This is a genomic window from Alistipes muris, from assembly GCF_943193205.1.
GTDB lineage: Bacteria > Bacteroidota > Bacteroidia > Bacteroidales > Rikenellaceae > Alistipes > Alistipes muris.
The window spans coordinates 1-22,723 of the sequence record NZ_CALPDD010000013.1 but is presented as its reverse complement, the minus strand read 5'-3'; the positions used below and the strand labels follow the sequence as shown (position 1 = coordinate 22,723).

Annotated in this window: 19 protein-coding genes; 7 read left to right on the top strand and 12 right to left on the bottom strand. The window is 57.9% G+C overall.

The genetic code is table 11. The annotated features are described in order from the left end of the window. Window positions 1-26: 26 nt before the first annotated feature. The 6 genes from NFR47_RS07660 to ruvA all read right to left on the bottom strand — a co-directional run bounded on the left by NFR47_RS07660 (window position 27) and on the right by ruvA (window position 7,640). Window positions 27-320, bottom strand: coding sequence for a PG0541 family transporter-associated protein (locus NFR47_RS07660; RefSeq protein ID WP_251214988.1), 294 nt, complete (start codon window positions 318-320; stop codon window positions 27-29). An 89-nt stretch (window positions 321-409) separates the two neighbouring features. Beyond that, on the bottom strand, window positions 410-3,550 hold the full coding sequence (locus tag NFR47_RS07655; protein WP_251214987.1) for an efflux RND transporter permease subunit: 3,141 nt from the start codon (window positions 3,548-3,550) through the stop codon (window positions 410-412). Between the two features lie 13 nt (window positions 3,551-3,563). Next, the gene (locus NFR47_RS07650) at window positions 3,564-4,574 is read right to left on the bottom strand and encodes an efflux RND transporter periplasmic adaptor subunit (protein WP_251214986.1); all 1,011 of its coding nucleotides are present in this window, start codon (window positions 4,572-4,574) and stop codon (window positions 3,564-3,566) included. A gap of 28 nt (window positions 4,575-4,602) precedes the next feature. Then, window positions 4,603-5,910 carry a TolC family protein gene (locus NFR47_RS07645; protein ID WP_251214985.1) on the bottom strand — a complete coding sequence of 436 codons (1,308 nt, stop codon included), beginning with the start codon at window positions 5,908-5,910 and terminating at the stop codon, window positions 4,603-4,605. Beyond that, window positions 5,907-6,524, bottom strand: coding sequence for a TetR/AcrR family transcriptional regulator (locus NFR47_RS07640; RefSeq protein ID WP_251214984.1), 618 nt, complete (start codon window positions 6,522-6,524; stop codon window positions 5,907-5,909). Before NFR47_RS07640 ends, NFR47_RS07645 begins: the two co-directional genes overlap by 4 nt. A 537-nt stretch (window positions 6,525-7,061) precedes the next feature. Next, the gene (gene ruvA, locus NFR47_RS07635) at window positions 7,062-7,640 is read right to left on the bottom strand and encodes a Holliday junction branch migration protein RuvA (protein ID WP_251214983.1); all 579 of its coding nucleotides are present in this window, start codon (window positions 7,638-7,640) and stop codon (window positions 7,062-7,064) included. 97 nt (window positions 7,641-7,737) lie between these two features. On the opposite strand from ruvA, the gene NFR47_RS07630 reads away from it, so the two are divergent. Next, window positions 7,738-8,319 carry an OmpH/Skp family outer membrane protein gene (locus tag NFR47_RS07630; protein ID WP_251214982.1) on the top strand — a complete coding sequence of 194 codons (582 nt, stop codon included), beginning with the start codon at window positions 7,738-7,740 and terminating at the stop codon, window positions 8,317-8,319. 367 nt (window positions 8,320-8,686) lie between these two features. Here NFR47_RS07630 and NFR47_RS07625 read toward each other — a convergent pair whose 3' ends face one another. Then, a complete protein-coding gene (locus NFR47_RS07625; protein WP_251214981.1) occupies window positions 8,687-10,183 on the bottom strand; it encodes a peptide MFS transporter in 1,497 nt (498 codons plus the stop codon). Between the two features lie 162 nt (window positions 10,184-10,345). Here NFR47_RS07625 and NFR47_RS07620 point away from each other — a divergent pair, with 162 nt between their 5' ends. Beyond that, window positions 10,346-12,376: an alpha-amylase family glycosyl hydrolase gene (locus tag NFR47_RS07620; protein ID WP_251214980.1), complete on the top strand. Its 2,031-nt coding sequence runs from the start codon at window positions 10,346-10,348 to the stop codon at window positions 12,374-12,376. Window positions 12,377-13,118: 742 nt separating this feature from the next. On the opposite strand, the gene secG is transcribed toward NFR47_RS07620, so the two are convergent. The 5 genes from secG to NFR47_RS07595 form a co-directional block, all read right to left on the bottom strand. Beyond that, window positions 13,119-13,472 (bottom strand): preprotein translocase subunit SecG, encoded by a 354-nt coding sequence (gene secG, locus NFR47_RS07615; RefSeq protein WP_251214979.1) that lies wholly within the window; start codon window positions 13,470-13,472, stop codon window positions 13,119-13,121. A gap of 12 nt (window positions 13,473-13,484) precedes the next feature. Further along, window positions 13,485-13,970 (bottom strand): hypothetical protein, encoded by a 486-nt coding sequence (locus NFR47_RS07610; RefSeq protein WP_251214978.1) that lies wholly within the window; start codon window positions 13,968-13,970, stop codon window positions 13,485-13,487. 19 nt (window positions 13,971-13,989) lie between these two features. Then, window positions 13,990-14,517, bottom strand: a complete 528-nt coding sequence (locus NFR47_RS07605) for an LptE family protein (protein ID WP_251214977.1) — start codon at window positions 14,515-14,517, stop codon at window positions 13,990-13,992. Window positions 14,518-14,627: 110 nt separating this feature from the next. Continuing rightward, window positions 14,628-15,860, bottom strand: coding sequence for a sigma-54 interaction domain-containing protein (locus NFR47_RS07600; protein WP_251214976.1), 1,233 nt, complete (start codon window positions 15,858-15,860; stop codon window positions 14,628-14,630). Window positions 15,861-15,873: 13 nt separating this feature from the next. Further along, complete coding sequence (locus NFR47_RS07595) at window positions 15,874-16,806, bottom strand: hypothetical protein (RefSeq protein ID WP_251214975.1); 933 nt, start codon at window positions 16,804-16,806, stop codon at window positions 15,874-15,876. Between the two features lie 213 nt (window positions 16,807-17,019). On the opposite strand from NFR47_RS07595, the gene NFR47_RS07590 reads away from it, so the two are divergent. From NFR47_RS07590 to NFR47_RS07570, 5 genes are all read left to right on the top strand, one after another. Continuing rightward, window positions 17,020-18,414 (top strand): type III PLP-dependent enzyme domain-containing protein, encoded by a 1,395-nt coding sequence (locus NFR47_RS07590; protein ID WP_251214974.1) that lies wholly within the window; start codon window positions 17,020-17,022, stop codon window positions 18,412-18,414. Between the two features lie 498 nt (window positions 18,415-18,912). Next, on the top strand, window positions 18,913-19,713 hold the full coding sequence (gene cdaA, locus NFR47_RS07585; RefSeq protein WP_251214973.1) for a diadenylate cyclase CdaA: 801 nt from the start codon (window positions 18,913-18,915) through the stop codon (window positions 19,711-19,713). Window positions 19,714-19,772: 59 nt separating this feature from the next. Further along, window positions 19,773-20,423, top strand: a complete 651-nt coding sequence (locus NFR47_RS07580) for an FKBP-type peptidyl-prolyl cis-trans isomerase (protein ID WP_251214972.1) — start codon at window positions 19,773-19,775, stop codon at window positions 20,421-20,423. Beyond that, window positions 20,420-22,009 carry a hypothetical protein gene (locus tag NFR47_RS07575; protein ID WP_251214971.1) on the top strand — a complete coding sequence of 530 codons (1,590 nt, stop codon included), beginning with the start codon at window positions 20,420-20,422 and terminating at the stop codon, window positions 22,007-22,009. Before NFR47_RS07580 ends, NFR47_RS07575 begins: the two co-directional genes overlap by 4 nt. Before the next feature lie 94 nt (window positions 22,010-22,103). Further along, window positions 22,104-22,346, top strand: a complete 243-nt coding sequence (locus NFR47_RS07570) for a DNA-binding protein (RefSeq protein ID WP_251214970.1) — start codon at window positions 22,104-22,106, stop codon at window positions 22,344-22,346. Window positions 22,347-22,723 lie beyond the last annotated feature (377 nt).

Sequence of the window (22,723 nt, the reverse complement as noted above, 5' to 3'; positions counted from 1 at the left end):
GAATGACAGACCGAATTCTCTACTTCTTAGTATCCGCCTTCGATGTTCCAGACGAAGGCCCGGGAGCCCTGCATCTTCGTTGTGGCGTCCATCGCGCGGAACGCGTCCATGAGCGCCGCCACCTGCGAATCGTCCACGATGGCCAGCACGGAGGCGTTCATCGAGGGCCACGCGTGGGTGCCGTAGTGGGGTTCGCCGTCCACCGAGCCGCGGCCTTCGGTCAGGGCCCAGCGCGTGAACCCGCGGATGCCCTGTTCGTCCAATATGCGGTTCACCCGGTCGGTGAGTGCCTGGTTGTATGACAAAAATACTGCTTTCATATATCGTTGCCGTTTTCGCTTCCGCCCGAAGTTGCTTGTCGCAAAAACTCCGGGCAGAAGCAAAATTCTTAATTATGAATTGTGAATTCTCAATTGTTCCCGCTCTGTTGTTCGGTGGCCAGTCGGGCCAGTTTTTCGCGCTCCTTGCGCTGTGCGCGGTTCACCATGATGGAGTAGAGCACCGGCACGATGAAGAGCGTCAGGATGGTCGAGAAAGTCAGACCGCCGATGACGGCGATACCCATCGGCTGCCACGTCTCCGAGCCCGCACCCGTGCCGATGGCCAGCGGCAGCATGCCCAGCACCGTGGTGAACGAGGTCATCAGCACCGGACGCAGACGGCTCTTGCCGCCCGCAATCACCGCGTCGAATACCCCCGAGCCGCGTTCGATAAGCAGGTTCATGTAGTCCACCATCACGATACCGTTCTTCGTTACGATACCCACCAGCATGATGGCTCCGATAAGCGCGATGAGCGACAGCGGCGTCGAGGTCATCCACAGCGCAAGGAACACGCCCGTGAATGCGAACGGGATGGTGAACATGATGATGAACGGGAATTTCAGCGACTCGAACTGCGTGGCCATCACAATGTAGACCAGCACCACGATCAGCACGAAGAGCGTCAGCAGGTCGCGGAATGCGTCGCCCTGGTCTTCGACCGTACCGCCGATTTCGAGGTCCACGCCGTCGGGCAGCGGATAGTCTGCAATTATTTCTTCGATTTCGCTTACCACGTCGCCCAGCGCCACGCCTGCGCCCAAGGTCGACTGCACGGTGATTACTCGCTGGCGGTTCTCGCGCTGGATTTCCGGCGCGGCGTATTCTTCCTGCACCTTGCCCACTTCCTTGAGCTTCACCGGGCGGCCCTGCATGTTGTAGAGCGTGATGTTCTCCACGTCCTCGACCCGCGTGCGGAACGGTTCGGCGTAGCGGACGATGATGTCGTATTCGTCGCCGTCCTCGCGGTATTTCGAGGCCGTCAGTCCGTCGATGCGGTTGCGCACGGCCGTGGCCGCCGTCGCGCTGTTCATGCCGTAGTAGGCCAGGCGGTCACGGTCGAAGACCACGTTGTATTCGGGCCGCAGGTCGTCGCGCGAGAGCTGTACGTCGCGTGTGCCGTCGAGCGCCGCCAGCTTCTCCTTCAGGTCGTTGGCTATGGCGTTGGTCTGGTCCATGTTGTAGCCGAACACCTTGATGTCGGCCGTCGACGAACCGCTCATGCCGCCGCTCATGCCGCCCGGAGTGACGGTGTACTGGCGTACTTCGGGGATGTTGTCGAGGTCCTTGCGCAGCAGGTCCGAGATGACGAAAATCGAGCGGTCGCGTTCTTCGGTGTCGGTCAGGCGCATGTTGTAGTTGATGATGTGCGAACCCGTCGTCTGCATCGCCGCGAAGGCGTTGTCCGACGAGTTGGCGCCTGCCGAGGCCGATACGATGATCACTTCCGGATACTTTTCGTAGAGGATGCTGTCTATCTGACGCGCCACCTGCGCGGTGTATTCCATCGAGAGGTTCTGTTCCAGCTTCACGGTCGCCGAGATGCGGCTGTTGTCCGCGGGCGGGAAGAATTCGGTCGGCACCTGCGTCACCAGCCCCAGCGACGCCAGGAACAGCGCCATCATGCAGCCGAACGTGATGCGGCGGTGGTGCACTACCCAGTTCAGCGCGCGTGCATAGGCATTGTCGAGCCATTCCAGCGCGCGGTCGATAGGTTTGTAGACGATGCCGATGCCTTTGTAGTCGTGGATGCCGCCCTCCAGCTTGAGCAGATAGGCCGACATCATCGGCGTCAGCGTGATGGCCGCCGTCGTCGAGACGCAGACCACGATGGTCACGATCCAGCCCAGCTCGCGGAACAGAATGCCCGCCATGCCCGGGACCATCGTCAGCGGCAGGAACACCGCCACCACCACCAGCGTCGTCGCGATGACCGACAGCCAGACTTCGTTGGTCGCATAGATGGCCGCTTCCTTGGGGTTCGAGCCGCGTTCTATGTGGCTCGTGATGTTCTCAAGCACCACAATCGCGTCGTCCACCACCATACCGATGGCTATCGAGAGCGACGAGAGCGAGATGATGTTGAGCGTCGAGCCCGTCGCGAAGAGGTAGATGAACGAGCATATCAGCGACACGGGTATCGTCATGCAGATGATGAACGTCGCGCGCCAGCGGCCCAGGAAAATCATCACCACCAGCACCACGAAGATGAACGCATACATGATCGTCTCCGACAGCGAGCCGATGGCGTCCGTGATTTCCTGCGACGCTTCGTAGATAAGTTCCATCTTCACGTCCTTGGGCAGCGAGCGCTGGATTTCCGGCAGGCGGTTCTGGATTTCGTGAACGATGTTCACCGTGTTCGAGCCCGATTGTTTCTGGAAGATGACGCGCACGCCGCGTTTGCCGTTCACGCGTTCGTCCATCGTGGCTTTTTCCAGCGTGTCGCGGATTTCCGCCACGTCGGTCAGCATGACCGTCCGGCCTCCTGCGTTCGAGACCACCACCTTGCGCAGTTCGTCCGAAAGTTTGAATTCGCCGTCGGCCTTGATGTTGAACGTGTTGTTGCCTATGTCGATGGTGCCGCTCGGGATGTTGACGTTCTCCGCCGCGATAAGTTGGCCCAGCTGTTCCACGGTCAGTCCGTAGGCGTCCAGCTTGGCCGGGTCTACGTTGACTTGGATTTCGCGTTCCGGTGCGCCCACGATCGACACGGCGCCTACGCCGTCCACCCGGTTCAGTACGTTCACCAGCTTGTCGTCCAGTATCTTGTTGAGCGCCGGATAGCTTTCGTCGGCCGTCACCGCCAGCATCATCACCGGAATCATCGACGTCGAGAACTTGAAGATCGTGGGGTAGTCCACGTCGTCGGGCAGCATCGACTGCACGCGCGACACCACGTCGCGGATTTCGTTGGCCCCTTCGTTGAGGTCGGAGCCGTACTCGAATTCCACCGTGATCATCGACACGTTGTCCTGCGACTTGGAGGTGAGTTTCTTCAGGTTGTTGACCGTGTTGAGGTTGTCCTCCAGCACACGGGTTATGTTGGTTTCTATGTCGGCCGCGTTGGCTCCCGGATACATCGTGATGACCGAAATCTGGGGGATTTCGATTTCCGGGTATTGGTCCACGGCCAGGTTCATCAGCGAGTATAGTCCGAAGACTATCACGCCCACGAACAGCAGTATCGTGGAGATGGGTTTGCGGACCGCGCTTTCGTAGATTTTCATGGCGGGGCGTTATTTAGTCTTGTTTTACGCTTACTTTGGCGCCGTCGTAGAGTTTCGAGAGGGCCGTCACAGCCACTTGTTCGCCCGCTTCCACACCCGACAGCACGTCGATGCGGTCACCTATCTGGCGGCCCAGTTTCACGGCACGGCGTTCGGCCACCGAGTCGGAGGTGATTACATAGAGGTAGCGTTCGGCTGTGCCTACCTGTTTTTGCACTGCTACGTCGGGCACCATGATGCCCGGTTTTTCGCCCAGGTCGAAAATCGTGCGGGCGAACATGCCCGGGCGCAGGGTCCGGTTGGCGTTGGGTACGCGTACTTCTACCTTGAACGTGCGGGTCGCAGGGTCGAGCGCAGGGTATATCAGCGACACCGTGCCCGTGAATTTCTTGTCCGGGAATATGTCGACCAGCAACTCTACGGGCATCCCTACCTTCACGTTCGGGAAATATTGTTCCGAGATGTTCACGATTACTTTCAGCGGGTCGATCTGCATCACGTGCAGAATCGGCTGTGCCGCAAACAGGTCGCCCGATTCGTAGTTGCGGGCCGTCACCACGCCCGTTATCGGCGACTTCACCTCGATGTTCTTCTTCAGGTTGGCCACCGCTTCGCGCTGTACGTCCACCTGGGCTTTCGCCTGCTGGATTTGCTGGGCCGAGATGCCGCCCGCCTTGTAGACCGGCAGCAGACGGTTGTAGTCGTCTTCTACGGTCTTGAGCTGTACCCGCGCCTGCGTGTATTGCGTCGGGTCCAGCGTCACCAGTAGCTGGCCCGCCTTTACCTGGTCGCCCACGTCCACCAGGATGCGGGCGATGTGTACGCCCTGCGCCGCCGGGGTGATGTCGTTTTCCTTGTAGGGTTCGATTTCCGACGTGAATTCTTCCGTCAGCCTCACTTCGGCCGCTTCGGCCGCCGCGGTTTTCGTCAGCACGCCTTCGTCCGTCTTCGTTTGCGTCGTCTGCCGGTTCGTGCACGCAGTCAGCGCCGCGGCACCCAGCAGCAGGTACATCAGTCTTTTCATATTTTTCGTTTTGTCGTTTGTTTTCGTTTTACCGTTCCTTTCCCGCTATCCGGTCGTATTCCGCCTTGGCCGACAAGTAGTCGTATATGGCCTGCGAGTAGTTGAGCTGAGCCTGGGTCTGCGCCAGTTGGGCGCTGTTCAGTTCCAGAATCGTGCCTGCTCCCGCACGGTAGCGCGTGTCGGAGATGGAGTAGGCCTTGCGGGCCTGGGCTACGGTCTGTTCCTGCGCGAACATCTTTTCGCGGGCCGTCAGCAGGTCGTTCAGCGCCGATTGCATCTGTACGTTTATCTGTTGTTCGGCATAGGTGCGCTGCAGCGAGATTTGTTTGATTTGGTTCTTTATCTCGCGCGACTTGTTCATCTTCGTCAGCCCCGCAAAAATCGGCACCGACAATTGTACGCCCACGGTGATGGGGTGGGTCCAGAAGAATTTCGCACCGTCCGTCGAGCCCATGCCCATGAAAGGTTCCATGTCGTTTCCGGTGTAGGTCGCCGAGCCGAATGCTCCGAGGGTCGGCAGCCGGTTCGCGTTGGCTACCTTGAGTTGGCGTTGCAGCAGTTCCTGTTGCAGTTCCAGCGTCCGCAGGTCGGAGTTCTCCGTCACGTCGGCCGTCAGTCCGTCCGTGCCCGCCAGCACCTGGTCGCGCATGCCGTCCAGTTCGCCCTCCACTTCGATTTCAATATCTTCCGGTATCGAAAGGTACATCTTCAGCAGCAGTTTCGCCAGCTTGACCGACGTCTCCGTCTGCAGGATGGTCGGGTGCAGGTTGCTCAGCTGTACCTGCGCGGTCAGCAGGTCGTATTCCGACGCCAGGCCGTTGTCGTATTGCAGTTTCGTGTCGTCCACGGTCCGCTGTACCGTCGCCTGCGATTCGCGCAGCACTTCGAGCGATTGTTCGGCCAGCAGAATGTTGTAGAACGCTTTCTTCACTTCCGCCACCAGCGTGATGCGCGAGCCCCGGGCCGCTTCCACCGCCGCCGCCATCTGCGTGTCGTTCAGTTTCATCGTCCGGTAGATTTGCGGTGCAAAAAGCGGCAGCGACAGGTCACCCTGCACGGCGAACGTGTTGTCCGCTCCGAACGAGATTCCGCCGCGCATTTCCGACTTGACGATCGAGCGCTGGTAGCTGCCCGACGCCGAGAGCTGCGGCAGCAGGTTGCCCCACGTCTGGCGTTTCACATAGTCGAAGCGTTCGATTTCGAGTTCGGCCACCTTGATGGTCGGGTTCTCGCTCAGCGCAAGGTCCACCGCTTCGCCGAGCGTCAGCCGCATCTGCGCCGCCGCGCCCCACAGGCCCAGCGTCGCAAAGCAGAGTGTCAGAATCGTTTTTTTCATATTTCGTCGTTTTGTCGTTTCAGAAATTCGTCGATGATCTTGAGTCCCTTGGCCGTCGATATGCCCCGGAAGAAGGTGCTCACTATCTGCGTGAAGGCGCTGCGTTCCGAGATTCCCTCGGGCAGCATCATGTCGCGGCGCATCGTTATCGCCGACGCCGTGTAGTAGAGTACCGTGATGGCCAGTTCGATGTTGATGTTGTCGATGAACAGGCCGTCGGCGATGCCTTGAGTCAGCATCGCCCGGAAGTCCTGTCGGTTGCGGTCGGTGCTTTCGTGGAGCAGTCTTTCGTAGACCGCAGGGTAGAATTTGCGGAGGTTTTCCAGCATCCGGCGCGTCGTCTCGGAGTGTTCCATCACCTCGTTCAGCACCAGAAACAGCCGTTCGAGTACGTTGGGGGCTTGCGCGCTCAGGTTTTCCCAGTTCCTGCGGTTCTGCTCGAAGTAGCAGACCATCGCCAGGTAGAGCAGGCTTTCCTTGTCGCCGAAAAGTTCGTAGAGCGTCCGTTTCGAGACGCTCAGCTGGTGGGCGATGTCGTCCATGCGCACGGCTTTGATGCCTTGTGCTACAAGCATCCGCATCGTCTGTTCTATGATTCGTTCTTTTTGCGACATCGTTTCTTCCCTACTTCGGTGTTCTATCTTTCGTTGTCATGTTAAGCGTCAGCGAGGAATCTTTTCCTCTAAATCCCGGCTCTTAGCCGGGCGGGCCGTAGCCTCCCCCCTGCGGAGGCCCGTTGTGCTGTCTACGTCCCGAATGTCATTGCGTTCATTCCTCCTGTCATTCTGAGCGCAGCGACGAGGATTCTTCCTTCCCTCTCTCGGACGGGGCGCCTTTCGGTTCCGATTCTTTCCGGCCCGGTTTTCGTTCCGCCGTCCTGTCTCCTCCGTTGTTCTTTTTAATCCGGCCACAAATATAATGACGAAAACCCGCAAAACAAAAAAAGTTTTCCGTTTTTGCAGGTTTTCACCTTATTTCTACATTTCCGCGGAAAAATCCGACAATCGGTCCGAGTAATGAATAGACCAGTCGTAGCCGTCTTGTCATTCTGAGGAGCCGCAGCACCCGCCGCTCGCGGGCCCGGCTGGGGTGGTCGCTCCATAGGCGCGGGCTGGGCGCTGCACAAGGTGTTGTCCCGTCTTTCTGAGAAGCTACAATTCTTTCAGCGCCAGCCGGACCAGTTCTTCGGTCGTGGCTCCGGGTGCGGTGCGCACTACGGTGCGCAGGGCTTTTTCGGCCGCCGATTTGTTGAATCCCAGCATCGTCAGCGCCGCCAGCGCTTCTTCGGTCTGCGCGGCGGCCGTGCCCGGCAGCGTCTCTCCCGGTTCCAGCCCGGTCAGTTTGCCGCTCAGTTCCACGATGATTTTCTGCGCCGTCTTGAGCCCCAGCCCTTTCACGTTTTTCAGTAGCACTGCGTTGCCCGTCGTGATGATGTTTTGCAGGTCTGCGGGCGAATAGGTCGACAGAATCGTGCGCGCCGTGTTGCCGCCCACGCCCGACACGCCGATGAGCAGCCGGAACAGCTCCCGTTCGGCCCGCGTCGCAAAGCCGTAGAGCACCTGCGCGTCTTCGCGGACTACGTAGTGCACGAACAGTTTCGCTTGCTGCGCACCCTCCAGCGCCGCATAGGTTTCCAGCGATATGTTCAGGTAGTAGCCCACGCCCGCAGCGTCGAGTACCGCATAGGTCGGGGTCAGTTCGGCCACCGGGCCGTTTATGTATTCGTACATGGATTCGTTTTTTACGGGGTTCCGGGCAAAAGTAAAGATTTTTTTTTTACCTTTGCATTTCAAGCGGAAAATAATTCATCAAAACAGAAGTACCGATATGAAAAGAATCTTTTTTTCGGCCATGTTCGTTGCGTTGGCGGCCTGCGGTCCGAAGTCGCAGCCTGCTGCTACGGCCGGGGGTGCCACCGACGAGGTGAAGTCCTACGACATCGCCTACATCCAGGTCGAGGCCGTCCTGGCCGAGAGCGACCTCTACAAGAAGGAGGGCGCCGCGCTCCAGGAGAAGACCCAGAAGGCGCAGAACAGCTGGGCCCAGCGCGAGAAGAATTTGCAGGCCGAGGCTGCCAAGTTGCAGGAGAAGTACCAGAAGGGGCTCATCACCACCAACGATGCGCAGGCTCAGCAGGAGAGCATCCAGCGCCGGGCCGCTTCGTATCAGAATTCGGCTCAGAAGGAGGCCCGCACGCTCGACGAGGAGAATTTCGTCTTCACCAACCGGGCGCAGGACCTTTTGCAGCGCGCTGTCGACGAAATCAACGCCGACGGGAAGTATAAGCTGATTATCAACGCTTCCGCGCTTATCGACGCCGATACTACGCTCAACATCACCCCCGCTGTCCTCGCCAAGGTCAACGAGCTGTACGCTGCCGACCAGGCCGAGAAAGCCAATAAAAAATAGCGGGTTTTCCGCTTCTTCGCGCTTCGGGCGCGCCGTTTCCGCCGGGTTCTGCCCGGCGGTTTTTCGTATAAAGTGGAAAGTTAAAGGTTAAAAGTGAAATGTCATTCTGAGCGCAGCGAAGAATCTTCCGCCTTGTCATTGCAAGGAGGAGGACAACAAGCGCAGCGCAGTTAATATACCGCTTATTCTATTTTGTAGATTCTTCGTCGCTTCGCTCACTCGGAATGACATATTGGATTCTTCACTTCGTTAATTTTTAATTCTTCATTTTTCATTCTTAATTATGCCCCTCCCTCTCTCCTCAAAAAAACTTTCCGGAGTTCCTGCGCAGGGGCTCCGGAAAGAACGTGAAATTCGATAGGGTGGGTTATTCCGTCACCCGTTCCAGCCACTTCACCATGGCCAGCATCACCAGCATCGACACGCCGCAGACCGTTACGAATACGGCCCACGTCGCCGAGATGGATATGTGTTTGTAGAGAATCGGGCCGATGAACAGCAGGCCGTTGCCCAGCGCCGTCGCGCCGAGCCAGCAGCCCTGCATCAGACCTTGCAGTTTCTGCGGCGCCACTTTCGAGACGAACGACAGACCCAGCGGCGAGATGAAGAGTTCGGCTACCGTCAGTATCAGATAGGTCGCTACCAGCAGCCACGGCGTCACGCGCGCCGAGGCGTCCAGTCCGCCCATCGCTTCCACTTCCGCACGCCCCGGCAGGCCCAGCGAGCCCACGACCATCAGTACGTAGGCCGCCGCCGCAATGCCCATGCCGATGGCTATCTTCATCGGTGTCGAGGGTTCCTTGCCGCGGTTGCGCAGCCACGCGAATATCGCTATCACTATCGGGGTCAGCGCCACTACGCAGATCGGGTTCGCCGATTGGAAGATTTCCGCCGAAATCGGCATGCCGAAGATTTCAAGCCGCGTGTAGTCTTGTGCAAAGAGCGTCAGCGTCAGACCGTTCTGGTGGAACGAGAACCAGAAGAAGATGACCACCGCAAAGACCGCGAACAGCGCATACAGGCGCTGTTTGATTTCGCGCGCATCCTGTCGGATTTCGGCTTTGTCGATTTGCTTCTTTTCCGCCGTTCCCTGTGGGTCGGGCAGGTTTTTCTTGCTCAGTACGAATACTGCCAGCGAGAAGAGCATCGCCACAATCGCTACGCCGAACGCATAGTGGAATCCCGTGTTGAATGCCGTCAGATAGTCTTGCGCGAACGCTCCCAGGTCGGCCGGGGCTCCGTTCAGGCTCACCTGCGACGCCAGTTCCGCAAAGCGGCCGTTCGCCACTTCTTCGGTCATCTTGCCGTTGTTGTAGGCATGGCACAGCGCCGAAAGGTCCGAGTTGTAGAGGTAGCCCTGCGTGCGTAGCCACCAGTTGCGTACGCCCACCGCGGCGAACGGCGCCACCATCGCGCCGATGTTGATGAACATGTAGAAAATCTGGAATCCCGTGTCGCGCAGTTTGGCATATTGTTCGTTGTCGTAGAGCTGGCCCACCAGCGCCTGGAGGTTGCCCTTGAACAGACCGTTGCCGAACGCGATGATCATCAGCGCTCCGATGACCAGCGCCTGCGAGTCGATTTGCGGCATCATCAGCACCGTGTAGCCCAGCGTCATGACCAGTATGCCGGCGATGATCGTCCCCTTGTAGTTGCGCAGCCGGTCGGCTATCAGACCGCCCGCCAGGGCCAGGATGTAGATCGAGGTGTAGAAAAACGAGTAGATTTTGCCCGCCTGCTGGCCGTCGATGCCGAATTTCGACATCAGGAACAGCGTCAGGATGGCCATCATGGTGTAGAAGCCGAAGCGTTCGCCCGTGTTGGCGAGGGCCGCGGCAATCAGACCTTTGGGTTGTTTGAACATGATCCTTGTTTTTGAAGTGAGTAGGACAAATATAGGAAAATTTTTCGTATCTTTAACTTCGTATCTTCGTTGAAGATACTCCCGCTCGGCAAAATGCAAATGAATTTGCTTTTGCGCTCGCTTATTCGTATCTTTGATATGTCCGACAAACTCCTTTCCGCCATGAGCAAAACTTCTTCCCGCCTGCCCGTCGTCGAGCGCGACGAATGGCTCCGGCCCGTCGAGTCCGAAATGAATCTTCGCTGGGAGCGTTACCGCCGCAAGGCCGACGACATCGTGCGTTCGGCCGGGTCGCTCGCCGACTACGCCAACGGTTACCGTTACTTCGGCTGGCAGTGGGACGATACGCTCGATGGGTGGTGGCTGCGCGAGTGGCTGCCCGGGGCGCACGACGTCTACGTGTTCGGCGATTTCAACAATTGGCAGCGTACCGAAATCCGCATGCACCGCGACGCCGCAGGAGTTTGGAGCGCCTTTTTTCCGGCCGCCATGTATCGCGACCGTCTCACGCACGGTTCGCTCTACAAGCTCCACGTCCATGGCAACAACGGGTGGATGGACCGCATCCCCGCTTATGCCCGGCGCGTCGTGCAGGACGACACCACCAAGAATTATACGGCCCAGTTCTGGGCTCCCGCCGAGCCGTTCGACTGGCAGGGCGATGCGTTCGACGCTTCGCAGATCGGCGACCTGCTCATCTACGAAGCCCACGTCGGTATGGCGCAGGAGAGCGAGGGGGTAGGTACTTACCGCGAGTTCGCCGACAAGATTCTCCCTATAATTAAAAAGGACGGTTACAACGCCGTGCAGCTCATGGCCATCGCCGAGCACCCTTATTACGGGTCGTTCGGTTACCACGTGTCGAGTTTTTTCGCCCCTTCGTCGCGCTTCGGCACTCCCGAGGAGCTCAAGGAGTTGATTCGCCGCGCCCACGAGCTCGGGCTTGCCGTCATCATGGACCTTGTGCACGCCCATTACGTCAAGAATCTTAACGAGGGCATCAACGAGCTCGACGGCACCGACCGTCATTATTCCCTCCCGGGCGAGGCGGGCAACCAGCCTTATTGGGATTCCAAGCTCTTCGATTACGGTAAGCCCGAGGTGCAGCACTTCCTGCTTTCCAACGTCAAATATTGGCTCGACGAGTTCCGTTTCGACGGGTTCCGTTTCGACGGCGTCACTTCGATGCTCTACCACCACCACGGTTATGTCGATTTCGATTGCCGCGAGCGCTTTTTCGATGCCGGGGTCAACACCGATGCCGTCACTTACCTCACGCTCGCCAACCGGCTCGTCCACGAGTTCCGTCCCGCGGCCGTCACCATCGCCGAGGATGTCAGCGGCATGCCCGGCATGTGCATCCCTGTCGCCGACGGCGGCATCGGGTTCGATTATCGGTTGGGGATGGCCATTCCCGACTTCTGGATCCGTTACCTCAAGGAGGTGCCCGACGAGGAGTGGAATATCTGGGAGATGTGGTCCGTCATGACCGGGCGCTTGCCCGAGGTCAAGACGGTCGCTTACGCCGAGTCGCACGACCAGGCGCTGGTCGGCGACAAGACGCTGGCGTTCCGCTTGATGGACAAGGAGATGTACTTCCACATGGACCGTGCGTCCGAAAACCTTGTCATCGACCGCGGTATGGCGCTTCACAAGATGATACGCCTGATGACCATTTCCACGGGCGGGCAGGCTTACCTCAATTTCATGGGCAACGAGTTCGGCCATCCCGAATGGATCGACTTTCCGCGCGAGGGCAACGGTTGGAGCTATGCCCACGCCCGGAGGCAGTGGTCGCTGGCTGACAACGGGCTGCTGCGTTATTCGTGGTTGGGCGACTTCGACCGCGCCATGATTGCCCTCGTCAAAAAGTACGGGGTTCTTTCCGACGGGTACGCTTGGAACCTCCTGATGGACGAGCAGAACAAGACTATGGTCTTTTCGCACGGGCGGTTGCTGTTCGTCTTCAATTGGCACCCCTCCGCGTCGATTCCCGATTACGAGTTGCCCGTGCAGGGGCCCGGGAAGTTCGTGCCCGTCCTCTCGACCGACGAAAAGCGGTTCGGCGGGCAGGAGCGGCAGGATATGTCCGGCGAGCATTTTTCGTTCTCCGCTTCCGACCCCGACGGCGCCCCCCGCATCCGTATCTACAATACCGCCCGCACCGCCACCGTCTTCTTGCAGGAGGAATGATTAATAAGGAATAGTGAATATATTCATTGTCCTGTCATTCTGAGGAAAGGCGAAGCCTTGACGAAGAATCTGTTTCATAGCAATGCCATTCCGAGGGGATTGTGCCCGTCATTCCGAGCCCCTGCCCGTCATTCTGAGGAGGTCGCAAGACCGACGAAGAATCTGTTACTCGGCGTACAGATGTTTCGCTGCGCTCAACATGACAAATGCCTATTATTAATTATTCTCTATTCATTATTCATCTGAGTACAGAGACTGCTTGCAGGCTATGCCATGCAAGGAGAAGGGAAACAAGCGTAGTGCAGTTAAGAATCTGTTTCACAGCATCGTCATTGCGAGCGAGTACAACGAGCGCGGCAATCTGAACAAAACCCTACCGCCCCCCCCCTCCCAGTCATTCTGAGCGTAGCGAAGAATCTATTTCTACGCTAAACCTTTGCGAGCAACTCGCAGTTCCATTTTCCTTTTCTTGTACTTTCTTGTGCAAGAAAGTACCAAAGAGCTTTTGCACGGTGTAAATGGCGGCATCCGTCTTCGGTCGTTCGCTGAGCGGGCACGGAAGACTTACGCTGTTCCGAACATCCGCTCCGGGCGCTCGCTCCCTCGACGAACGAAACCCCGCCATTTCCACGAGGCGGAGATTTGATTCAACATGACGGACGACAGATGTTGAGGCTTGTCCGAAAACAAACCAAAGCCGTGACTCGGAAGCCACGGCTTTTATTATTATATAGGTGTCCGCTTATTCTGCGTCGGCGGGAACTTCTTCGGCGGGGATTTCGGCCTGCGGCATGGCAGGCAGCTGGCCCTCGATGGTTTGTTCCTGCAGCGCTTTGACGTCGTTCGATATTTCCGAGTTGCCTTCGTATGTGCCGCCGCCCATGGCTACCGTGGCCACAAGGCTCAGCACCGCAATCGAGATGGCCATCGTCCACGTGAATTTCTCCAGGAAGTTGGTCGTCTCGCGCACGCCCATCACCTGGTTCGACGCACCGAAATTGGCGGCCATGCCGCTCTTGGGATTCTGCACCAGCACGGCAAGGATGACAAGCACGTTCGCCAGCAGGGTCAGAATGATGCAAATCATAGATAACATATCCGTAGGATTTTAATTATTGTTTTCCGTTTTCGCAATAAGTTCGGCAAAGTAAACACTTTTTTCGGGATTTAGCAAACTTAATTTGCGATAAATCGCCGCCGCCCGGTCCCGCAGACCCTGTGCCAGATAGATTCGGGCCAGTTCTTCCGACACCACTTCTTCGGCGTCGCTCAGTTCGGGTGCCGTGCGGACTTCGGTTTCGGGTTCGCCCTCTTCGGCCACGATGCGCAGGTCGGTTTCTTGCAGGAAGCGGTCTATCAGTTCTTCCGACGGCACCGCCGCAAATACTCCGCCGTCGACCGGGCGTTGGCGCAGCGAGCTTTGGGCCCGCCACGGCGCCATCACTTCCAGCAGCGGGTCGGGGCGGCCCGTGTGGAGTTCGCGCAGTATCCGCACAGGCGCGCACCAGCCGTATTCGGCCACCAGCGCGTTGAGTTCTTCGGGCGTGTAGCTTTCGGCCCCGGAGGGCGTCAGTCCGGTTTTCAGTCGGTCCATCGGTTCGGGCGTTGGTCGGTTACCAGTTCGAGGCCGACGCCATGAAGATGTCGGTCGCTAATTTGTCAACGATTTGCGGTATCAGGTCGCCTTCGACTTCGGTCAGCAGCAGCGTCGAGTCGTAGTCTTCGTAGGCCGTGAAGGTCTTGTTCCACGACGCCGATTCGTCCACCGCGTTGGTGAAGCGTACCTTGATGGTGATGGTCAGGCGGTTCAGTACCGCGTAGTCGTCGCTCGATACCGACGCCGTCGTCGAGGTGTAGTTGACGATTTCGCCCTCGAACGCGAAGTCGCCCCCCTCGTCCACCTGCATCAGGCGCGTGCGCCGCGAGAAGATGTCCACCAGCGCGTCGGTCATCGTCGAGCTCAGAATCGGCGAAACCATCGTCGCGTTGTTCGGGAAGTAGGCCACCGAAAAGGTCTTGGCGTCGGGCGGTATCGACGCTCCCGACAGCGAGTATTTCACCGTCACGCCGCAGCCTCCGAGCCCCAGCAACAGCGCAAGCGCACAAGTTAAAAAAATATGTTTTTTTGCGATGTTTTTCATGTTTTTCAGTTCCGGTTTGTCGCCTTTTAGTCCCCCTGCGAGGTTCTGACTTTGCTCACGCTCGGCAGAACTCACCTGAGGTGGTTTCTGCTCTCGCTTAATCGCAAAGTTCACCTTTCGCCGGCTTCTTCGATTCCTAATTCCTTGATTCTGCGGTAGAGCGTGCGTTCCGACATGAACAGGTCGCGGGCCGCTTCGCGTCGGCGTCCGTTGTTGCGGCGCAGGGCGCGTACGATTTGTTCGCGTTGCATGTCGGCCTTGGTCATTTCGCGCGGCGGGAAGTCGGTCACGTCTTCGCTCTCGGCATAGACCGGGGCATACGCTTCGTCGGGGCCCGGGCCGTAGGCCGCGCTTTGGGCCACCGACGGCAGCAGCGCCTTGATGTCGGGCGCCGGGTCGGTGCGGTGCAGGGGCGCGCCCTGCATCAGTTCGCCGATCATGCGCTTGAGGTCGTTGATGTCGGCCCGCATGTCGAAAAGCACTTTGTAGAGCAGTTCGCGTTCGGCCGTCATGTTGTCGTCCGGCCGCATCCCTCCCGCCGTCATGGGTGTGCCCGTGGCTTGTTCGGGCAGGTATTTGCTCAGCATCGCCGCCGAAATCACGCGGGTTTGTTCGATGGCCGAAATCTGTTCGGCCACGTTTTTCAGTTGGCGGATGTTGCCCCGCCAGTAGTAGTTCGTCAGCAGTTGCCGCGCTCCGTCGTCGAGCGTGACCGCCGGCATGCGGTATTGCACGGCTACGTCGGAGGCGAATTTGCGGAACAGCAGCGGGATGTCTTCCGGCCGTTCGCGCAGGGCCGGCACCGCTATGGGTACCGTGCCTAAGCGGTAGTAGAGGTCTTCGCGGAACCGTCCCGAAACTATCGCTTGCTGGAGGTCCACATTGGTCGCCGCGACTACCCGGACGTTGGTTTTCTGTACTTTCGACGAGCCCACACGCAGGTATTCGCCCGTCTGAAGCACACGCAGCAGGCGGGCTTGCGTGGAGTGGGGCAGTTCGGCCACTTCGTCCAGGAAGATGGTGCCGCCGTCGGCTTCCTCGAAATAGCCCTTGCGGGCCTCGAAAGCGCCTGTGAAAGCTCCTTTTTCGTGGCCGAACAGTTCCGAGTCGATGGTTCCCTCGGGGATGGCCGCGCAGTTGACGGCTATGTATTTGTTGTGTTTGCGGGCCGAAAAGGCATGGATGATTTGCGGGAAGAATTCCTTGCCCACGCCGCTCTCGCCCGTGACCAGCACCGTCAGGTCGGTCGGCGCCACACGCACGGCGACGTCCAGCGCCCGGTCCAGAAGCGGGGAGGTGCCGATGATGCCGAAGCGTTGTTTGACTGTCGTGAGTTCTGTCATGAGACTGCGGGGGTTAGCGTCCCGACGGCATGTAGCCGTCGTCGGTCGAAATGTGTTCCAGAATCACTTCGTCGCCCTCGCGGCCGAATTTGTCGCACCATTGGCCGAACGCGATGGCTCCCAGTGCAATCAGTGCCGCCGCCAGCGCTATCCAGATGAAGTGGTCGGAGCGTTTCCTCACGCGGACCGTCTGTTCGATGGCCGGGCGCCGCGGCAGCCGGCCGTAGTAGGAGTCGACCAGCGTGTCGTCGCGCTTCGTGCGTTTGGGCAGCGACAGCGATTTGAATTGCGGGTGGGACGATTGTTCCGTGGGCGACGCGAAGTCGGCACGGCCCGAAAAGCGGCGTTCGGCGATAGGCGTCGTGGGCGCTGTCGGTTGGGCTTCCGAGGGTTTCGGTGCCGAAAATGCGGGTCCCGATGCCGGACGGGCCGCAGGAGCCTGTTCCGGTTCGCGGGCGGGGCGGTTGCCGTCGTAGAGGGCTTCGACCGCGGCCGCTGTGACTTTTCCGGTCCGAATGTCAGTTGTGGGCTCGGCCGAGACGGCGGCTTCGGCGGTGGGTACGTCCGATGCAGCTGCTGTGTTTGCCGAAGCTGTGGCCGCCGCGTCCGTAGTTGCCGCCGTCGGTTCGGCGGGCTGCGGAACATAGGTGAACGCGATGGTTTCGTTGGGCCCGGGTTTCAGTACGCCCAACCCTTCGAGCGGAAATTCGCGTCCCTGCTGGATGGCGTGGCGCACCTCGAACACGAAGCGGTCGATTTCGCCCCCGGCTTCGAGTTCGCTGCTTCCGGCCGCGACGAGCAGCGAGCGCAGCACTCCGTCGTCGCGTTTCAGCAGTTCGGAGAAAAGCACGCTCTGCCCGGGTTCCTTGACGATGAACGCTCCCATCTGGGGGATGATCAGCCGCCTGTGCGACCGAAGATATTGTGCGATGACTGGAATCAACATTTGCGGATGGTTTCAGGCTTCAAATTTACCGTTTTTCGCACAAAAAAACAAAATCGGCGGCGCTTTTTCAAAATAACGGGCCTTTTCGTTGGAGGAACCGAAAATAATCGCCTACTTTGCATCGCGAAATCCGGGAGAATCCGGCCGAGCTACTTTGACCCGAAATTTGCAATGTAGACGAGCCGGATTGCAAAACCGCCGTTAAACCGACTTATGAAAGACAAGTATATCGACCTTATCGAACAGTCGTTCGACTTCCCGCAGGACGAGTTCTCCGTCGAGGACAACGAGCTCAATTTCCATGACATTCCGCTCATGGAGCTTATCAAGCAGTACGGTACGCCGCTCAAGATTACCTACCTGCCCAAGATTTCCCAGCAGATCAACCGGGCCAAGCGCATGTTCAATGTAGCGATGGCCAAGGTCGATTACAAGGGGTCGTATAATTATTGTTATTGTACCAAATCGAGCCATTTCTCGTTCGTCTTGGAGGAGGCCATGAAGAACGACATCCACCTCGAAACTTCGTCGGCCTACGACATCCATATCATCAATGCGCTCTACGACAGCGGCATCCTCGACAAGGACCGTTACATCATCTGCAACGGTTTCAAGCGTCCGCAGTACGTCGAGAACATCGCCCAGCTGGTCAACGATGGTTTCGGAAACACCATTCCCGTCATCGACAACAAGGAGGAAATCGACTTGTTCGAGGACGCTTTCACCAAGAAGTGCAAGGTCGGCATCCGCATCGCCTGCGAGGAGGAGCCCAAGTTCGATTTCTATACTTCGCGCCTGGGTATCCGTTACAACGACATCGTCGATTTCTACAAGGCCAAAATCAAGAACAGCAAGAAGTTCCAGCTCAAGATGCTGCACTTCTTCATCAATACGGGCATCAAGGACACGGCTTATTATTGGAACGAGCTGTCCAAGTGCATGAACGTCTACTGCGAGCTCAAGGCCATCTGCCCGGAGCTCGACAGCCTCAATATCGGTGGCGGATTTCCCATCAAGAACTCGCTCAATTTCGAGTACGACTACGAATATCTGACCGAAGAAATCGTTGCGCAAATCAAGAACATCTGCCAGCGCAACGGCGTCGAAGAGCCCAACATCTTCACCGAGTTCGGTTCCTTCACGGTCGGCGAAAGCGGTGCGGCGCTCTACTCGATTGTCAACCAGAAGCAGCAGAACGACCGCGAGAACTGGTACATGATCGACTCGTCGTTCATTACTACATTGCCTGATACGTGGGGTATCAACCAGCGTTACATCATGTTGGCCGTGAACAATTGGGACAAGGAGTATCAGCGCGTGTTCCTCGGGGGGCTGACTTGCGACAGCGAGGATTTCTACAATTCCGAATGCCATACCAACGCCATCTTCCTGCCCAAGCTCGAAAAGGGCAACCCGCAGTATATCGGTTTCTTCCACACGGGTGCTTACCAGGAATCGCTCGGCGGCTTCGGCGGTATCCAGCATTGTTTGATTCCCGCGCCCAAGCACGTCATCATCGACCGCGACAAGTCCGACAACGAGTATTATACGCGCCTTTTCGCCAAGGAGCAGTCCTACCGTTCGATGCTCCGTATCTTGGGTTATTGACCGAAAGTCAAGGGTGAATAGTTATTTAAGGTGAAAGGTGAAAAGTCAAAGGTGAAAAGTGTTTTGCCTTTTGCTCCTCTATTTCTCCTTTGGTGTCCTCTGTTATTCTGAGTCTCCCTCCCCGTCATTCTGAGGAAACCCTGCCATTTTTACGAATGCGGAATCTCGCAGAAACTACTCGCAGGCCCGGCTGGGGCGGTCGCGCCATAGGCGCAAGCCGGGCTCCGCGCAAAGTTATTGTTGCCACCCCGGACGATAACCGCACCCGACAAATCGCCTGAAAACAGGCCGCGTTTCGGGCATGTCAACATTCGTTTTTCCGCTGCTTTGCTTGGTTTGGATAAGCTACGGTTCGGGAAAATGCGAACTTCGTTTGCTTTTCCACTCGCCTTGCGTTATCTTTGCAGATGCAGAAAATGCGTTCCGCCCCGGTAAAATCCGCCGCAGGTTCGGCGTTGCCCGCGGTTCGATTGTCTTTGCACCTGATAAATTATCGTTATGGGTTTCATACCGTTCACTTTCGTTGACTTCATCGACATCTTGCTGGTGGCGCTGATCATGTTTTGGATTTACCGCATGACCAAGGGCACCAACGCTCCCTATATCTTGTCGGGCATCATCGCCATCTATTTGATGTGGGTGGTGGTCCGGACGCTCAACATGGAGCTGCTCTCTACGATTCTGGGTCAGTTGATTTCGGTGGGCGTCATCGCGCTCATCATCGTCTTCCAGCCCGAGCTGCGGCATTTCCTTCAGATGATCGGTATCCGGCAGAAGCATTTCAATTTCATCACCCGCATCTTCTCGCCCGTCGAGGCACGCCCGCGGACCGACGTGGCGCCCATCGTCGCGGCGTGCCGCGATATGGCCGCAACCAAGACCGGAGCTTTGATAGTCATCGGGTTGCAGAGCGATTTGACGTTGATTGCCGAGGGCGGCATCGCCGTCGACGCCAAGGTCTCGCCCGACCTCCTGCAAAATATCTTCTTCAAGAATGCGCCGTTGCACGACGGGGCGGTGCTGATCCACAACGACCGGGTCATCGCCGCCAAGTGTATCCTGCCCGTCACGCAGAGCGACGTTCCCAAGTCCTACGGTACGCGTCATCGCGCGGCGCTCGGCATGAGCGAGATTTCCGACGCCGTCATCGTGGTCGTTTCCGAGGAGACGGGCGGCATCTCCGTGGCCCAGGGCGGTCAGTTGCGGCGCGACGTCGACTCGTCGCGTTTGCAGCAGATGCTTCAGCGCCATCTGGCACCTGCGCCGCGCCGCCGTTCCCGCAAGGAGGTGGTCGAATAGTTCGGTTGCGATGGTAGGATTTCCGGATTGTTTTTGTATTTTTGCATGATTCCGTGCCGATGAAAAGGTCTGTCATATCGTCGTTGTTCCTCTTCGCCGGGGTGTTTCTCTTCGTCGGCTGCGCCGAGAAGGAGGACCTTTTCGGCAAGCAGAAGTCCACGTTCGTTTCGTTCCTCGAAAAGACGCACCAGCCGCGGCTCATACCCGTGGAGGACCTCGAACCCGGTAGCAGGGAGGGGGTCTACGCTACGTTGGGCGACGCTGTTTACCGTTATATCGACGTCGAAAATTACTACGACCCCGACCGCGAAAACAAGCCGTTGGTGACCGAGGATTCGTGGGTGACTTTGACTTACCGCGCTTATCTTTTCAACAATACGCTTATCAGGGGGTTGCCCGACGGCGGGCTCAACGAGAACAATTTCGCAAGCGTGACACCGCCGTTCTATACCAACGATCCCGCTTTCGAGCCTTATTTCCGGATGGCCGGTCTGACCCCGGGCGCGTGGGATTTCGCTCCGTTGAGCGTCGACATGCGCAACGCCGGGATAATAAAAGGGCTCCGGCTCGCGTTGGTAGGGTGTCGCGAGGGCGACCGCGTGGAGGCTTATATGACTTACAATATGGCTTACGGGGACAAGACTTACCTTTATTTCATCCCCAAGGAAAGCCCCGTCGCTGTCTTTTTCAGCGTCGACAAAGTGGAATGACAACAACCAGAGAATATCCGATGATGCGTTATATCCGTTTGAGTTTGGCCGCCGTGGCCGCCTTGCTGTTGGCCGTTTCGTGCGCCAGGGAGCAGTCCGAATCCTACAATAAGTTGGAGGATCTGTCGTTGGAGGCGTGGATGGCTCAGAACAAGCCCGAGCTGCTGGGCAACAGGCAGGGGTTCGGCAATGCGAGTTATTATATAGAGGTGCTCGACGCGGGCGATTCCGGCGCCAGGCCCGTCAACGATACGGTTTGTTGGGTGCAGTTCGATTTCTCGGGCCGCGATTTGGCGTCGCACGAGATTATCATCACCCGCAGTGCCCGCCAGGCCAAGTTGGCGGGTACGTTCACCAAGTATACCCATTACGTGCCGTTCTACCGTTATTGCGGTACCGGCAACACCGGGTTGCCCGAAGCGACTTATCTGGCCATGCGCAACGAGCAGACGCTGGGCGAAGATTACGTGGCCGATTTCAACCGCAACAATCCCGGGCGCGAAATCGAGTTGCCGTTTTTGTTGCGCGAGGGCGCGCGCGTGGCGCTCTATTGTCCTTCGCGCGTGGTGGGCGACCTGTCGTCCAGCGGCGGTTACGAGGGCGATTTCACCCTCGCCGCAAGCAAGCCCGTGCGGATCGAGATGACCATCTGCGACACGGTCAAGAATCCTTTGCAGGCCGAGGGTTCGGCCGTGGATTCCTATTGTCGCCAGCAGGGCGGTCTGCGGATTTACAGTTCGTCCAAAGAGGCCGCCGACGGGGTCGTGCCCCTGCCGACCGACCCCAAGGATGCCAATCATCCTTACCGGGTGGCCGAGCGGTGGGTCAGCGCCTGCGATTCGCTGCCTCAGCTCTATGTCGATTATCGGTATACGCCCGCCCGGCAGCTCGTCTTCCCCGAGCCCTATGCCGTCGGTGTCGAGCCCTACGCTTCCGAAGCGTCGATGGCGCTTGTCGACCAGCAAATCAACGAGGCTCTGCGCAAACGGTTCCTCGGCGACGATGCGGCGGATTTCCCCGATGCCGTGACCCTCGACGCCGATTCGGTCGGGATGGAGGGCAAGGCCAAAATCTGGTACATAACCCGTTTCCTCGACGGTTTCGTACTCGATACCAATATCGACGAGGTGAAGCAGATTGTCTACGGCGAGGTCAAGACGGAAGGCGAGGCTTTCGAGTACACTCCGGAAAAAGGCGGAGCCGTGCAGGCCTGGTATTATACGGTGCCCAAGCTCAAGTACGGGCAGTGGGCCGCTATCGTGACCGTGTCGACCCACGCCTACGGGGCGCAGGGTCAGCAGGGCAGTACGCAAAGCTCGTCTTCGGGCAGCGGCTATTCGCAGAGCTACTCCGATTATCTGAATCTCCTCAACTATGCCAATGCCTACTATGGCAACGGCTACGGAGGTTATTTCCCGGGTTATTACGGCAATTATCTGGGGGGCATGTACGGCGGCTATGGCAGCTATATGGGCGGCATCGGCAGTGGCGACGGGGACCAATCCGAGACCACGACGACCGTCATTACCGAGGTTCTGCCGTTCACGCCGCTGGTCTTCCAGATATACGTGGAGCCCGCAGAGTGATTTTTCGCCATTTTTCCGTCCGGAAGTTTGGAGGTTCCATAAATTTGCCGTAACTTAGTAGTGCAGTAATAAAAACACTTAAACACTACGGGATATGATCATTACATTCAACGAACTGCGCCGGATCAAGGACCGGCTGCCCAGCGGTAGCTCGCAGCGTATCGCAGACGAGTTGGGAATCGACGTGGAGTCCGTCCGCAACTATTTCGGCGGCAAGCACGAAGCCAAGGAGTGCGTGGGCGTTCATTTCGAGCCCGGGCCCGACGGCGGCGTGGTGACGCTCGACGACACGACTATTCTCGACGTGGCCATGCGTATTCTCGGCGAGCAGAAATAGAGACATATCTTTCTTCAGTGCAGCGCAGTGCCGGATTCCGGGGCTGCGCTTTTTTAATTAAGAATTCAGAATTAAAAATTGAGCGGGGCGGAATGACAACATAGTGAATAATTAATAGTGAATGGGGAATCATTTCATTCTTTGTCATTCTGAGGAGGTCAACAAGCGCAGTGCAGTTAAGAATCTGTTACTCGGCATCGTCATTGCGAGGAGCGCAGCGATGCGGCAATCTGAACAAGCGTTGTGACGTTTCTCCCCTCTGTCATTCTGAGCTCTCCCCTCTGTCATTCTGAGCTCTCCCCTCTGTCATTCTGAGCTCTCCCTTCTGTCATTCTGAGCTCTCCCCTCTGTCATTCTGAGCGCAGCGAAGAATCTAC